Genomic DNA, 13,828 nt, shown 5'->3' with positions numbered 1-13,828 from the left:
GTTTTGCTTTACGCCGGAGTTGTCGACGAGGACGGACGAGGCGCCCTGGTTGTTGGGGACAGTCCAGAAACGAAGAACAAGCCAGCCCGCTCCGCTGGATGAGATCCAGCGGAGCGAAATTGACCACACGGGCAGTATTGCTTGCGTTGGGGTCAGCGCCGCCGGGAAATCACTATTGCGAGGGCTGCGAGGAACACCAAAGCAACCAGCCCCAAAGCCCAGCCGGGGAGACTTGCTGTGGAGGAAGGCATGAGTATCGCGATTTTCATTTTTTCCCTTGCTTGGTGATGACGAACCAAAATCCGCCAAGACTTATGAACAAGCCGATCACCATGGGCAATACCGCGAGGGTCTGCCCTCTTGCGGCATTACTGACAGCCATTATGAGCAGGAGTAGCCCGCAACAGATGGCTACTGATGCACTCACCACTACGACGATTCGTCTCACTTGTCGCGCCCTTCATTCATCAGGGATTGGCGGCGGCCGTGACTCCGCCGGCGAGCGTCCCGGCCACTACTGAACAACCCGTCAAACCGGCTCCGACGGAGACGCCGAGTGTTGCTGGCGCCCCAGCTGCGGCACCGGCGAGGCAAAGGGCTTCTATTCCCGCACCCGTGAGGATGCCCATTTTGGTCGCATTCGCACTCTGCGTGTCTCCTGTCAACGTGTCCTTGAGCAAGCTGGCCGCGTCACCAATGCCGGAGAGGGTCCCGTAACTGAGCAAGCCCTCCGGGTCGATGTGGTTGATGGGGTCGGCGGCGGCGTAGAGGTAGGGGTTGGTTTCTCTTCCGGAGGGATCGGGCTGAGTGAAGCGCCCCAGAGTCTGGTCGTAGTACCGAGCACCCATTTTGTACAGCCCGGAGGGGTCGAGGTACGCGCCGGCGTAGCCGAAGGGTTCGGCGACTGGGGTGGTGGTTTCCGGGCGGGCGTTGCCGGTGGGGCCGTAGTCCCAGCGGTTTTGCTTTACGCCGGTGTTGTCGACGAGGACGGACGGGGCGCCCTGGTTGTTGGTGACGTAGTAGTAGGGGTTGCCGCCGCTTGTCATACCGATCAGAGTTCCCGCCGGATCCCGTACGAATCCCGTGTTTTGCCCGTCTGTGGTCGTGCTGGAGATGCCTTCGGGGCCCTGGTCGATGCGGGTTTCGTCGGCGGTGAGGCGGTTGGAGCTGTCGGTGCCCGCGTAGGTGTAGTGGCTCGTGGTGCCGCCGGTGGTGATCGCGGTGAGCTGGTTGAAGTCGTTGTACGTTTCGCCGGTGCGGGGGAGTTGGCCTGCGGCGGAGAGTTCGTTGCCGTTCTTGTCGTAGGACCAGCCGGTGGTGTTGCCGTTCATGCCGGTGATCTCGTTGGCCGTGTTGTAGGAGTACGTCGTCAGGCCGGAGGTGGCCGAGCAGGCTGACGCGGAGCCGGAGGTGGCGGTGACGTTGCCGGCCTTGTCGTAGCAGTACAGCCAGGACGCGTTGCGGGTGGAGCCCGCGTTCTCCTGCGCGTAGCTCAGGCGGGACTGGCTGTCGTAGGTGTAGGAGATGGTTTTGCCCGCGCCGGGGTCGGTGCGGGTCTGGATCTGGTCCGTGTCGGTACCGTCGGCGAGCTTGTAGGCGTAGTTGTAGGTGACCAGGGTGCCGGTCGGGTTGGTGGCCTTCATCTGGGTGGGTCGGCCGGAGCTGTCCCAGGTCGCGGTCTGCGTGGTGCCGCCGGGGAGCTTGGTGGCGGTGCGGTTGCCGTCGTTGTCGTAGGTGAACGTGGTGCTCGCGCCGGTCGGGTCCTTCAGTGACGTGAGTTCGTTCGCGTCGTCGTAGCCGTAGGTCGTGGTGCCGCTGTGGTCGGTCAATGTCTTCAGGTTGCCGGCCGGGTCGTAGCCCTGGGTGTAGGTGGCGCCGTTGGCGAGTGTGCGGGTGGCCTCGCGGCCCAGCGCGTCGTAGGTGTAGGTGAGGGTGCCGGAGGCGTCGGTCTGGGTGCGCAGGTTGCCGTCGTGGTCGTAGGTGTAGCCGACGGTCAGGTTTCCGCTGCCGCCCGAGGTCGCCACCTTCGTCACCCTGTCATGGGTGTCGTAGGTGTACGTCGTGGTGACGCCACGCCCGTCCGTCACCGTTGCTGGACGGCCGAGGTTGTCGTAGGTGTAGCTCGTGGCGCCCAGCGGTGACGGGGGCGTGGTCTTGGTCAGGTTGCCCTGGGCGTCGTAGCTGTAGGTGGTCTTGTTGTTGTTGGCGTCGGTGGAGGTGCAGCGCTGGCCGTTGAAGCCGCCGCAGTCCGCGACACCGTCGTCCCCCTGGTAGCCGTAGGAAAGTTTCGCTCCGTCGGATACGCCCGTGCTCGTGTCCTGTGACGACATCAGGTTGCCGGACGTGTCGTAGGTGTAGGAGGTCTTCTTGCCCGACGGGTTGGTCAGGCTGGAGGGCAGGCTGGCGCCGGAGTGTGTGCTGTAGGCGCCGAGTGCGGTGGTTGCGCCGGTGGGCAGCTTTGCCGAGGTCAGGTTGTCGCCGGCGTCCCAGCCGAAGGTCGTCGTGTTCTCCGCGCCTGCGCCGAGGGCGTTGACGGCCGTCATCTGGTTGTGGTTCGCGTCGTACGACGCCGACCGGGTGTGGTTGAGAGCGTCGACGACCTTCGTCACCTGGCCGGAGCCGTCCACTGTGTAAACCGTCTTGTGGCCGTTGGGGTCGGTAACCGTGGTGGTGCCGGCCGTGGCCCGGGTGGCCGCTGAATAGGCGTACGTCCACGTGTCCGTGCCGGTCGGCGCGACGCGCTGCATCGAGGTGAGACGGTCCTGGGAGTCGTAGCCGAACTTCGTCACCCGCGCCTCCGGCGTGGTGACCTGACTGATCCGCCCCGATGTGTCGTACGCGTAGACCGTCGTGCCGCCCGTGACGTCGGTGACGGTCATCTTCGCGGTACCCGCAGAGGTGGTTCCCGACGTCGCATACGTCACCGTGCGGCCGGAGTTGTCGGTGGCGGTGTAGTGCTGAGCGTCCGCGCCCCGTGTCAGGGACAGCCAACGCCCCGAGCGACTGTCGGTGGCCTTGAATCCGCCCACCGCACCCGAGGTGAGCGTCTGCGTGACGGTGATCTTGTCGCCGTTGCGGTCGGTGACAGCCGTCAGGTTCCCGGACGCGTTGTAGGTGTCCTTCTTCCCGGACTGGGTGTGGGTGAGGGTGTAGGTGCCGTCGCTGTTCTTGACCAGCTTGGCGTGGTAGCCCGCGGCGTTCTTGTACGTGCCGTCGCTGTTCTGGTTGAAGACCAGGGCTTCGCCACCCGGCCCGTACGCGGTGACCTTGCTGGAGGCGGCCGTGTCCAGAGTGCGGTCGTAGCCGGCGAACCACTGCGAGCCCAGCGAGCCGGTAGGCATCGGGAACGAGGACGCCGAACGCGTCAGCTGCAACGACTGACCGACCGCGTTCAGGTCCAGGTCGGTGGCGTTGAGAACCAGGTCACCCGTGGACATGTTCGCCGAGGCGACCAGCGAGTCGTCCAGGCGGACCGAACCGTACTGCTCCCAAGGGATGTTGCCCTGCTCGTGCGGCGTGGGGGCGTAGTTGATGGTCAGGGTCGGGTCGGTGGACATGCGCTTGAACTGGAGCCGGTCCGTTTCGCTGTGCCCGGCAACCCGCAGAGTCAGGGTGCCGTCCCCGTCCGTGGCGACCGCCGGGGTCACGTCGGTGGTGAATGCCACCGGCCCGTCACAGCCAGCCCCATTCGCCCCGCCGACCTGCGCCGACGCGGTCTGGCTGAACAGTGCGGGCTGCGCGTTCCACGTCGTGGCCGAGCTGATGTGATCGGCGTTTTGCACATCGACCTGGTACTTCGTGCACGCGTTGTTCGACGAGTACACCTCGGACGCGTTCAACGTCGCCGAGTGGATGTCGGTGTGCAGGACGTTCTTGACGTTGAACTGGTAGAAGGCCCGCTCGATCCCGGTCGGCGACGACCAGCCCTGGAAACCCACACCGAGCTGCGCACCCGACTCGTTCCAGTGCGACGTGTTCGGATACGCCTGTTGCACGTACGTGAACGACGGGCTCGACTCCGTCACTGGCTGCCACGACGGATCCACATACACCGGGAAACGCGTCGCCGACGACGCCAGCATCTCCGCATCCGGCGTCAACTGGACCGAACCGTCACTGCCTACCGTCGCCTTGACCGGGGCAGTTGTCGCACCCGAAGCCGGCTGCGAGCCATCTCCCGGAGAATCGGCCGGAGGCGAAGTCCGCTTCGATGCGTTCGCCTTGCCTCGCTGCGCGGAAGCCGTGGGCGTGTCCCACATGACCGGGGCGGGCGCGTGGAAGACCACGGTCCCCGACGCGTCGGTCGCCGACAGGTTGCCCGCTCCATCCGCGGTCAGCGACACCCCGGATGTCCGCGTCGCCAGCGTCAACGTCGCCAGCGCCGGATTCGCCGCCGCCTGGGCCGACTTGATGACCAGGACCTCAGAAAAACCGCCCTGACCGTTCGCCGTCACCACCAGATCAACATCCGGCAGCACATTCGCATACGTCGCTGTCGCACCCGAGACGACCGGTGCGGGCAGACTCGTCGGCCACGACACGGACACCGTGCGGCCGCCTTCGTCCAACAACGCCAGCGGACCCGAACCCCCGCCCGACAAGGCCAGCTTCGACGGCGTCATCTTCGGCGTGTACGAACCGTCCGCCGCCTTGACCAGCGTCGCGTCCACGTCCGCCCACGAACCGTCCGCCCGCTCGACCCGCACCGGCAAGGGCGAGAGCGTCTCCGTGAACGTACCGTCCGGCTCCGCGCTCGTCGTCGACGTCGCCGTCGTCTCCGAAGCGACCGTCACCGCCTTCCCCGTCGCACGCGCCTGCGCCGACGCCCCTACGGCATCCGACGCCGAAACCTGCGACACGGACGCCTTCGTCACCCCCGCAGGCACCACCGGAGCGGACGGCCGCGCGGCCTCGACCGCCGTCGCAGCCGACGCCCCACCCAGCGGTACCAACGCTCCCAACACCACGATCGATGTGACCGCCGCAGTCTGCGGCAACAACCCGAGACGACGTCCGCGTCTCGGCCCACCCCTGTTGTCCGACACTCCGTGCCCCTCACTCAACGTGTCACTCCTGCATCTGTTTGCGCACGAGCCCGGCAACAATCGCAGGAGTCGTGAAGATTCACAGGAGAAAATGAGCGTGAGAAAACACACATGAATGACGCCCCAACTTATGGGCACGCGAGCTTATTTGACTGCCCAACAGCCATACGCTCAACCGTGGCAGTTCGATGCCGAACGACAGATGCCGGCGTCGGACGGGATCGCCGCGCGCTTGAGACCCTGCGACCGCCAGTGCCGACCGCTCGTACTGACTCTGACCGCGGGACAGGCCGCCGACAGCCCACAGTTCATCCCGGTTCTGGACAAGCCGCGAGTCCGCGGCCCGGCCGGCCGGCCCGGCACCCGGCCCGACGCCATCGCCGGCGACAAGGCGTACTCCTCCTGCCGCAACCGCGCCCACCCGCGCAGACGAAACATCAAGGCCGTCATCCCGGAGAAGAAGGACCAGACCGCCAACCGGAAGAAGAAGGGCCGCCGGGGCGGCCGTCCCCTCACCCACGACGCCGAGCTCTACAAGGACCGCAACACCGTCGAGCGCCTGATCAACAGGCTGAAGGCATGGCGCGGCATCGCCACCCGCTACGACAAGACCCCCGAGAGCTACCTCGCCGGACTCCATCTCCGCGCCTCCATGATCTGGATCAAGGACCTCGCCCAGACCATTCATTGATCGCGACTCGATACAGGCCCTAGCTCGCCGGCGCACGCAGGAGTCGCTCCCGGGTGCTCTCGGGCAGCACCCGGCGCAGGACCGGTGCGGTGGAGGTGAGCGCGTGGGCGAAGCACGCGACGAGGTCGTCGGGCACGCTGGGGCCGAAGGACGCGGCCCACAGGCATGGGGCGCCCAGCGCTGGCTCGGCCCACGCCTGCCACCCGCGCGGCCCCGCGTCATCGTCATGGGCCGTCAGGACGCGCAGGTCGGCGTCCTGGATGAGGGGCGGCACGTCGCCGAGGCTGATGTGCGAGGTGAAGGCCGGGTCCATCGCTCCCGCGTGGGGTTGGTCGACGTCGCGGAACCAACCGTGCCTGGTCACCGCGTCGAGGACCAACTCGGGTCCGCCCAGCGGGACACCGGGCTGATCGCGGGCATCGAGCGCGACGAGGAAGTCAGCCAGAACCTCCCCCGGGACGTCGGGGGTGAAGTAGGCAGACCATTGTGCGAGCGGGGTGCTCGTGTCCGCGCGGGCGGAGACCTGCCAGGCGATCGGCAGCTCCGCCAGGTGAAACGGCTCGTCCGCCAGAACCCACTGGGCCCAACGGAGACTGTCAGGGCTGATGTGCAGGACGGTGCTGCGCAGGACTTCGCGGTCCTCCGGCGCCTCGTCCGGCTCGTGCCGTCCGCGGACCATCGTCAGGCTCGCCCAGCCGAGGCCGGCGAGGGTGTCGGCGACAGCGTCGTAGAGGCATCCGTCGTCGCCGGCCAGGTGCCGGGGACCGACCCAGTACGCGGGCTGGGCACCGCGCGGGTCGGACGGATCGATCGGAAAATCGGGGTGCAGGGGCGCCTCCAAAGGTTCGGTGCGGTTCTACTTGCCGCCGGCGGTACGGCGGGGGCGAGGCGGGGGTGCCTGGATCGGAGGGTGCCAGGCCAGCGCGACGGCAACCTCGGGCGGCAGATGACCGAGCTGTGTGTCCGCGTCCCGCCCTTCAGCGAGGTAGACGACAGGGCGGCCCGTCTCGTCCGCCGCTTGGACGACCTGCGCGAGGCGGTGCGCCATCGGGAAGAACGGGTTCATCGCCTGCCGTACCGGAGCGCTTCGATCGCAGGCGGACAACAGGCCGATGAGATCGTCAACGGTCAACTCCGTGTGCGTCACGGACAGCCTCCTTGTATGAGGGAACTCGGTGAGTGGCGAGCTGTGATGCCGCCGGGATTCGGAGAGCGGCCACCGAGGGAGGACTTGCGACTCGAACCTCCGGTGTTACAAGCGACGGGACGTCGCCAACACGCGGGCCACGGCGGCGGCGACGATGTCGGCCGGTGTCTCACGGTCGAAGGATGCCTCGTAACCGCAGACGTTCGCGGTGCCGGTGACAGCGAGCTTCCATCCCTCGCCTTCCGACCCGGGACGGCCGTTGGGGTACCAGCCGAGGTAGAAACGCCCGTCCTTACTCGCGATATGCACGTCCCCGCGATCGTCCACCACGAAGTGGAAATCCTCGGCGGAGAAAAGATCGATCACATCTCTGGACTGGCCAGGGCCGAGCGACCACTCACGCAGTCGCAGAGCCTCAATCGTGGTGGAGAATCCGGGGCGGCTCGCAGAAGCCACAGTCACGGGCATCACCTCTCTGACCTGGGAGTTTTCCGGAAGATTGTCTACGTTGACATGCCCCTGCACACGTTGGCCAGTCTTTCCGCGATCTTTCCTGTCTGCCCCCGGCGAACTGGGAAATGAGGTCGCTTTACGGCCGTCTTCCACACTCCTCGAACACGCCTCTTCACCAGTAAGACAGGAGACTCAGCTGATCTGGCCTCAGCCTCTTCGTTGTCAGTGGAACTGCGTATGCTCCTGCCCTGTCCACATGACATAAGAGATGTTTCGACTTAACGGAGGCAACGTGGCAAAGATCGACCCCATCGCCCGCGCGGCGGAGATGTCCGCGCGCGGCCTGATCCTGAAAGCCCCCTACCCTGGTGCGGACAAACCCTGGCCAGCCATCTGCAAGACCTGCAAAAACCCCACGAGGTCCAGCTACAGCAGCGTCATCACCAAGGGGCAAGGCCCCTGCTTCACGTGCGGGCAACGCAAGAACTCCGCTGCAGCGGCCCTCAAACGTGCCGTGCCAGCCGACGTCGCGGAGGCGAAGATCCGTGAGGCAAACGTTGAACCGTTGGAGGAATTTCCCGGCACGCAGGGCACTTGGCGCTGCCTGTGCCTTATCTGCTTACACGAGATTGACTTGTGGTATTCCAGCGTCGTCTACGCCAGCAACGGAGCCTGCGACTACTGCTCTGGGAGCCGAGAGATACCCCACGCCGACGCCCGGGCAGAACTCGTCGCCCTCGGCCTCGAAGCCCTCGTCCCCTACCCGGGCTCGAACGTAAAGTGGCGCAGCCGCTGCACCGCGTGCAAAAAGATCGTCGACCCAACGTTGTGTAACGCCCGCAAGACGAAATTCCCCTGCCGGTACTGCGCCAAGCGCGCTACAGATCCCGACGTAGCCGTTGAGATCATGAAGGAGGCCGGCCTAAAACCGATCGTCCCCTTTCCCGGTAACGTCAAAGCCGTCTGGCAGGCAGAGCACATCGCCTGCGGCAAGCAGATCGACGCCGTGCTCGACAAGGTTATTCAGCGCCGCCGGGCTTCCTGCATCCACTGTGTCCGGTACGGCTTCAAGCCTGCCCTTCCCGCCTTCTTGTACTTGATGGTCCACATCGCGTTGGGTGCCGCGAAGGTCGGCATCGGCAACGTAAATAGTGGACGGATTCGAGATCACGAGCGCAACGGCTGGAAGCAGGTACTGACCAGACCGTTGCCTGGCTACCACGCCATGCGAGCCGAACAGCACGTCTTGGATCGATGGCTCCTGCTCGACCTTCCTCAGGGGGTCTCCCGCCTCGACATGCCGCAGGGCGGCTGGACAGAAACCGTCGCCCTCTGCGATCGCGTGTTGCCGGAGCTTCGCAAGGACTTCCACGCGGCGATCGATGCCACCATCGAGGTCTGCCTCGATGAGCTGGCCGAAGACTGCGGCAGCGACGAAGATTCCGGCTCCTTGTTCTGACCTGTACCCGGCTTCGCCGCCTGGAGGGAGGAATAGCGCGCTGATCGAGTACTGCCTCTTCACCAGTAGGACGGGGTCGAGGCGGCCGAGTACAAGGTATGGGTGACCGACCGGGAGCTAGCTCATTGAGGGCGTCGACCTGTCTGGCGTGCCGACCCGCCGTCTGCCTGGTTCTTCGCCCCCGCCGGCCCCCGGCTGGGTGGTGCGGCCGGCCCCCGAGCGCCGAGGGCGGACGGTCGTACACGACGCCGCCTGCCGACACGCCGGGTCCGGCGGGAAGGGGCTGGGCACGCTGGAGGCCCTCGATGCATTGATGCGGGCTGGGGCGCATGCCTGCACCGACTGCGACGCCTCGGCCGTCCTCATTTCGGCGCTCGAACTCGGTGAAGGCTACGGGTAACGGCCGAGGCTGGTGGTCTCGGCCGCACGAGGAACGTACGGCGGCCGAACAGGCTTCGACGGCCGCCCGGTGGCTCCGCCCTGGTTGCGGACGAGAGGTCCGGCAGCCGCCCCCCACGGCGGCCCAGATCACGATCCGGTGTGCGTCGGCGGAGGCCAAGCTCCCCGTCGAGATTCCAGTTGGGCGTCGTCCAGGACGACGTCGGCGTAGACCACCAGTGGGCCTGGTGGTCTACGCCGAGGGTGTACAGCGGGTCCTGGGGCGTCCTCGTGTTCCTGACCGGGACGCTGGCCCCGCGCACGGCGATCTTGAGAGCCTCCACGGCTCGGGGCTGGTCGTCGGGCCCACTTCCAGGAGTTCCTGGTGCCCCGGCTGCGCGGCAGTTCCTCGACCGACGGGGGCCGTCGACGAGACCCAGCCCACGTCGATCGGGCTACCGGGCGGAAACCTTCGACGTGCTCCATGCGGCAGGCGTGACTGCAGCCTGCGGCCCCAGGTATACGCGGCAGGCCCCAGGGAGGTTGTCCCGGGGGCCTGCTGGTCGAGGAGTGATTGTGGGCTAGCTTGTCTCGCCGTTTTCGTCCGGCGCGGGCTCGGCCGACGCGCGACGTCGTGCCGCGACGACGGTGGCGATGCCGACGGCGACGAGGAGTCCAGCTCCACCGATGATCCACGGCGTGGCGTCGGCCCCAGTGTGGGCGAGGGAGCCGGCCGGCGTCTTCGGCGTCGCTTCGTCGTCCGGGTCAGCCGCCGGGAGGGTCGAGGAGTCGGGGTCCGGCGTAACGGTGCCCGTCGGGACGGGCTTCGACCCGCTGGAGCTTTCCTCGCTCGGTTTGCCCCCGGGTGCGGAGGGGGTGTCAGTGGGCTTGTCCGTCGGCGTTCCCGACGGATCGGGCTTCGTGGTCGCGGTCTTGACATTGGCGATGGTCACGGTAACCGGGGCGCCGGGGCCGGCGGTGAACACCTTCGACGACTTGTAGAGGTCGTATCCGGTGGGGGCCTTGGTCTGCTTGACCCAGTACTCCGTCGTCCGGCGGGACACCGGCAGTTCGCCGGACGCCGTGCCCTTGGGACCGGTCGTGAGGGTGAGCAGGGTTTTGTCGCCGCTGCCGATGTTCACCGTGGAACCGGGCAGGAGCTTGCCGGTCTTGTCGTCTGTGGCCTTCAAGAGGACCTGTGCGGCCGTGAATGGGTCGGTAATCGTCAGGTGGGCCGTGGCACCGGGAGTGACGATGACGTCCTGGTCGGCGACGACGTCGTGCAGCGGGCTGCCGCTGGCGGTTTCCTTGAGCCGGTACACACCCGGGACGAGGTCGGAGAAGGTCAACTTCCCCTGGACGTCGGTCATCCCGCATCCGACCTCCTGGCCGGCGGTGTCCAGAAGGAGAAACGAAGCTCCTGCGAGCGGGGTACCGCCTGGATCCTTTTTGGTGATGGCGACACTGCCGGTGTCCGGCGCGGGGACCTCGGTGGAAGCTGTGGAGGCGGCGGGCGTCGGCACGGCCGACTGGGCCGTCGCGGTTGGCGCCCAGATAACGGTGCTGGTCACCGCGGCGGCAAGGGCAGCGGATCGGACGGCGCCACGGACGGTACGAGCGTGCACGGGAAGGAGGGCTCCTTGATCAGGGGGTGAGAAGGTCATCGGGTCCGGCCAGGGCCAGGCCCATGGCCTGCGGGGAGCGGGGCAGGAGCCTGGTGAGCGGTACGGCCCGCAGCGCGGCTCGGCGCGGACGCGGTCCAAGCACCGGGAAACCAGACGGCGGTGTACTGCTCGACGGCGGCGCGCAGCCCGGTGGTGACGGCGCCCTCCCACGGCGGCCGGCCGGGGCGGTGGTATTTGCCGAACGTGCCGTACTGCTTGGTGTTCGGCCGCGTGTTGTGGGCTTCGTCGCGGCGGTGGAAGGTGCCATGGTCTACGAAGCTGAGGGCCACCGCGTCGAGCTCGCCCCGGTCCGCGTGGACGACTGCCAGGCGTATGCCGCCGTACGTGTCCGCGTGGATGGTGCCGGTGAACTCGATCCGCAGCCTCAGCTGAGTTCCGGGGACGGGGGTGGCGAAGTACGTGTCGCCCACGACGGTGCGGTCGTGGAAGGGGAGGCACATTTCCGCGAAGAACTCAGCGGCCTGCAGGGACAAGAGGGGTCTCCGGTCGAAGTCGAGCGGGCTTTAGCGGCGCGGGCCGGGCAAGGCCGGTCGGCTGGTGGTGCTCCAGCGCGGGACGCTGGAAGCGGGGAGCGCGGCCGGGCGGCGGGAAGCGACGGCCCGTTGGACATCGAGGGGCGTGGGGGCCGGCGGCTCCGCCGGGAGGATGGGGGTGAGCCGGGCCATGCCCTCGATGTAACTGAACGTTTCCCCTCGCCACCGGGGAAGCGGGGCCGGGTCGGCGACGCACCGGGTGACGGCGGTGAGCAGGGCGACGGGGGTGTCGGTGCTGGCGGTCGCGTACCAGGCGGGCCGTTCGACGGAGTTACCGGCCCACAGCTGCCAGCGGGCGTCGCGAGTGGTCAGCTCGGCGGCCGGATCGAGGTCGCCGGTGGTGAACTCCATTGCGGCGAGCCCGTCCGGTGACTGGACCGCGAAGAGGCCCCAGCGAGGTCGGTCGAACTCCCAGCCCTGCTTGAGAAGCGGCACGACAGCGAGGAAGGGGTCGTGCTCGTCGATCCCGGAGACCGGCCTGGCCAGGTAGACATCCGGCCCCTGTTCGTACGCTGAGGCGAGAGCAGTGGTGAAGGCACGGACGAACTCAGTCGGTGTCGAGTCGTTGAAACAAACGCCCCAGGCCGGCGGACCGAATGGATCGAGATAGCCATTGATGCGCCAGAGCCCGTCGTCCTCGCCTTCGGGGAGGTAGCCCAGACGCACTCGCCGATCGGGGGCATTGACGTAGACGTTGCCGAGGTCGTCATGCTGGAGGTCCCAGCCCAGGCCGAGGAGCGGGGCAAGAGCAGGGTCGCCGGTCCCAGTGCTGCCGGCGAGGTAGCGCGGGGAGACGTAGACGTCCCCGTCGATGTCGTAGCGCGGATCGGGCTGGGCGCTCATCGGTCCGTCCGCGTGGTCACGGTGATCTCGGCGGCGGCCGTGTCGAGGCGCTCGTTGACCTCGGTGGTGTGGCGGCCGGTGACGATGTAGAACCCGGCCCGGGCGGTGAACAGGTCGCCGTCGGGGGGCAGAAGAAGCGGGTCGCCGACCTGCCGGATCCACTGCACTTGCCGCAGCCAGGGGGTGTGGGCAGCGAACGGCTGGTTGATCTGCCGTTCGGTGAGAATGCCAGAGGTGGCCGGGTAGAGCATGCGAATCCCCGCTGCGCCGCGCCGAGTTGGGGTGAGGTCCGGAGCACGGCCGCAGGCGAGGTCGGCGGCGGCCTCCGGCAGATCGATGCCGGTTGCGAGGCGGAGGAGGTGGCCGATCATGTCACCGCCGAGGCGTGCGTTGACCTCGATGAGCCGAGGCCGGCCGTCGACCACGCGCATCTCGACGTGCTGCACGCCGTCGGTGATCCCCAGTGCTTTGATGGCGGCTGCGGCCACCGGGGCGACTTGCGCGAGGAGCGGGTCGTTGGCGTCGACGGTGTGGCCGGTCTCGTCGAAATATGGTGCGGGTCCGAGGCTCTTGCGGGTCACGGCGACGGCGGTGGTCATGCCGCGGTGTGTGACGCACTCGACGGAGAGTTCCGGCCCGTCGAGGTATTCCTCGACCAGGACCGCGGTGTCGTCGCGGCTCCGGCTCGCTCCGGCAGAGGCGAACTCGAAGGCAGCGGGCAGTTCTTCGGGCCGGTCGACACGGATCACGCCGATGCTCGCGGCGAATGCGGTGGGCTTGATGACAGCGGGATAGCCGATGGTCATCGTCGCCAGTCCTGCCTCCAGCAGGGTCCGAGCCGTCATCGAGGCGGCCGACGGGACTCCGTGGCGGGCGAACAACGTCCGGGCGGTGGCCTTGTTGCGGCAGGCCCTCATCACCTCGACGGAGTTCGTGGGCAGACCGAGCGCGCGGGCGAGGCGTGCGGTGGGGACGAGGTACCACTCTTCCCAGGTGATGATGCCGGCGAGTTCGTGACGTGTTGCCAGGGCTCGGCCGGCGGCGAGCAGCTCGGTGTCGTCGTGGAGGTCGGCGACGGCGTGGTCGATGATGTACGGCTTCTCCCACGACGGCTCGGTGTCGGTCAGCAGGACGACGTCGTAGGCGGTGGCAATCTGCTCAAGGCAATAGCCGCGATACGTCTCGGCGCCAGGAGAAACGACGAGCACGAGGGGGCGGGGGGACAAAAAGGAGTTCTCCGAATCGGTGGACGGCAGGACGAGGGGAGGAGCTGTCAGTCGGCGCGTCGACGGCGCAGCTCGAACGCGCCGGCCCACTGGGGGTGTGCGGCGACCAGCTGTCGGGCGTAGAGGGCGGTGAAGTTGTTGTTCAGCCCGGCCACGCCGTAAGGGAGTTGTCGGCGCAGGTCTTCGAAGAGGTTCTTGAGGCCGACGCGCGTGGCGCCGGCGGCGAGCCGACGGGCGGTCATGCGTTCCAGGGCGTGGTAAACGTGCGGGTTCTGGGCGTCGAAGGCGTGGAATTGCTCGGTGATGGTGCGAGCGCGTGCACGGTTCGGCCCCGGACGGGAGGAGGGCATGGGCGAGTTCTCCACGAG

11 protein-coding genes and 1 pseudogene are annotated in these 13,828 nt (G+C 67.4%); 3 read left to right on the top strand and 9 right to left on the bottom strand.

Features of this window, described 5'->3' with window-relative positions:
- Positions 1-467 precede the first annotated feature (467 nt).
- Positions 468-4,793 carry an RHS repeat-associated core domain-containing protein gene (locus tag ACIP6N_RS01200; protein WP_401811851.1) on the bottom strand — a complete coding sequence of 1,442 codons (4,326 nt, stop codon included), beginning with the start codon at positions 4,791-4,793 and terminating at the stop codon, positions 468-470.
- Between the two features lie 496 nt (positions 4,794-5,289).
- On the opposite strand from ACIP6N_RS01200, the pseudogene ACIP6N_RS01195 reads away from it, so the two are divergent.
- A pseudogene (locus ACIP6N_RS01195) lies at positions 5,290-5,736 on the top strand (IS5 family transposase); the annotation flags it as partial.
- A gap of 19 nt (positions 5,737-5,755) precedes the next feature.
- Here the strand turns inward: ACIP6N_RS01195 and ACIP6N_RS01190 are convergent.
- From ACIP6N_RS01190 to ACIP6N_RS01180, 3 genes are all read right to left on the bottom strand, one after another.
- Positions 5,756-6,577 (bottom strand): DUF317 domain-containing protein, encoded by an 822-nt coding sequence (locus tag ACIP6N_RS01190; protein WP_401811850.1) that lies wholly within the window; start codon positions 6,575-6,577, stop codon positions 5,756-5,758.
- 15 nt (positions 6,578-6,592) lie between these two features.
- Positions 6,593-6,883, bottom strand: a complete 291-nt coding sequence (locus tag ACIP6N_RS01185) for a hypothetical protein (protein WP_401811849.1) — start codon at positions 6,881-6,883, stop codon at positions 6,593-6,595.
- Between the two features lie 105 nt (positions 6,884-6,988).
- A complete protein-coding gene (locus ACIP6N_RS01180) occupies positions 6,989-7,345 on the bottom strand; it encodes a DUF317 domain-containing protein (RefSeq protein WP_401811847.1) in 357 nt (118 codons plus the stop codon).
- A 283-nt stretch (positions 7,346-7,628) separates the two neighbouring features.
- On the opposite strand from ACIP6N_RS01180, the gene ACIP6N_RS01175 reads away from it, so the two are divergent.
- Complete coding sequence (locus ACIP6N_RS01175) at positions 7,629-8,795, top strand: hypothetical protein (RefSeq protein WP_401811845.1); 1,167 nt, start codon at positions 7,629-7,631, stop codon at positions 8,793-8,795.
- A 148-nt stretch (positions 8,796-8,943) separates the two neighbouring features.
- A complete protein-coding gene (locus tag ACIP6N_RS01170; RefSeq protein WP_401811844.1) occupies positions 8,944-9,195 on the top strand; it encodes a DUF6233 domain-containing protein in 252 nt (83 codons plus the stop codon).
- Between the two features lie 559 nt (positions 9,196-9,754).
- On the opposite strand, the gene ACIP6N_RS01165 is transcribed toward ACIP6N_RS01170, so the two are convergent.
- From ACIP6N_RS01165 to ACIP6N_RS01145, 5 genes are read right to left on the bottom strand one after another with little or no spacing between them, the layout of a single operon-like run.
- Entirely contained in the window at positions 9,755-10,837 is a 1,083-nt protein-coding gene (locus tag ACIP6N_RS01165; protein WP_401811843.1) for a SpaA isopeptide-forming pilin-related protein, read from the bottom strand.
- On the bottom strand, positions 10,834-11,331 hold the full coding sequence (locus ACIP6N_RS01160; RefSeq protein WP_401811842.1) for a hypothetical protein: 498 nt from the start codon (positions 11,329-11,331) through the stop codon (positions 10,834-10,836). The genes ACIP6N_RS01165 and ACIP6N_RS01160 overlap by 4 nt, the downstream gene beginning before the upstream one ends.
- A 30-nt stretch (positions 11,332-11,361) precedes the next feature.
- Positions 11,362-12,234: a DUF317 domain-containing protein gene (locus ACIP6N_RS01155; RefSeq protein WP_401811840.1), complete on the bottom strand. Its 873-nt coding sequence runs from the start codon at positions 12,232-12,234 to the stop codon at positions 11,362-11,364.
- Positions 12,231-13,460, bottom strand: a complete 1,230-nt coding sequence (locus ACIP6N_RS01150; protein WP_401811839.1) for an ATP-grasp domain-containing protein — start codon at positions 13,458-13,460, stop codon at positions 12,231-12,233. The genes ACIP6N_RS01155 and ACIP6N_RS01150 overlap by 4 nt, the downstream gene beginning before the upstream one ends.
- A 47-nt stretch (positions 13,461-13,507) precedes the next feature.
- Positions 13,508-13,810 carry a hypothetical protein gene (locus ACIP6N_RS01145; RefSeq protein ID WP_401811838.1) on the bottom strand — a complete coding sequence of 101 codons (303 nt, stop codon included), beginning with the start codon at positions 13,808-13,810 and terminating at the stop codon, positions 13,508-13,510.
- Between the last annotated feature and the right edge of the window lie 18 nt (positions 13,811-13,828).

Source organism: Streptomyces sp. NPDC088725 (assembly GCF_044751305.1).
In the GTDB taxonomy this organism is placed as follows: domain Bacteria; phylum Actinomycetota; class Actinomycetes; order Streptomycetales; family Streptomycetaceae; genus Streptomyces.
This window is presented reverse-complemented; position numbering and strand designations above follow the sequence as displayed.

Coding starts and splice junctions, on each gene's coding strand:
- ACIP6N_RS01165 (WP_401811843.1), bottom strand. CDS start 10,837: ATGACCTTCTCACCCCCTGATCAAGGAGCCCTCCTTCCCGTGCACGCT.
- ACIP6N_RS01155 (WP_401811840.1), bottom strand. CDS start 12,234: ATGAGCGCCCAGCCCGATCCGCGCTACGACATCGACGGGGACGTCTAC.
- ACIP6N_RS01145 (WP_401811838.1), bottom strand. CDS start 13,810: ATGCCCTCCTCCCGTCCGGGGCCGAACCGTGCACGCGCTCGCACCATC.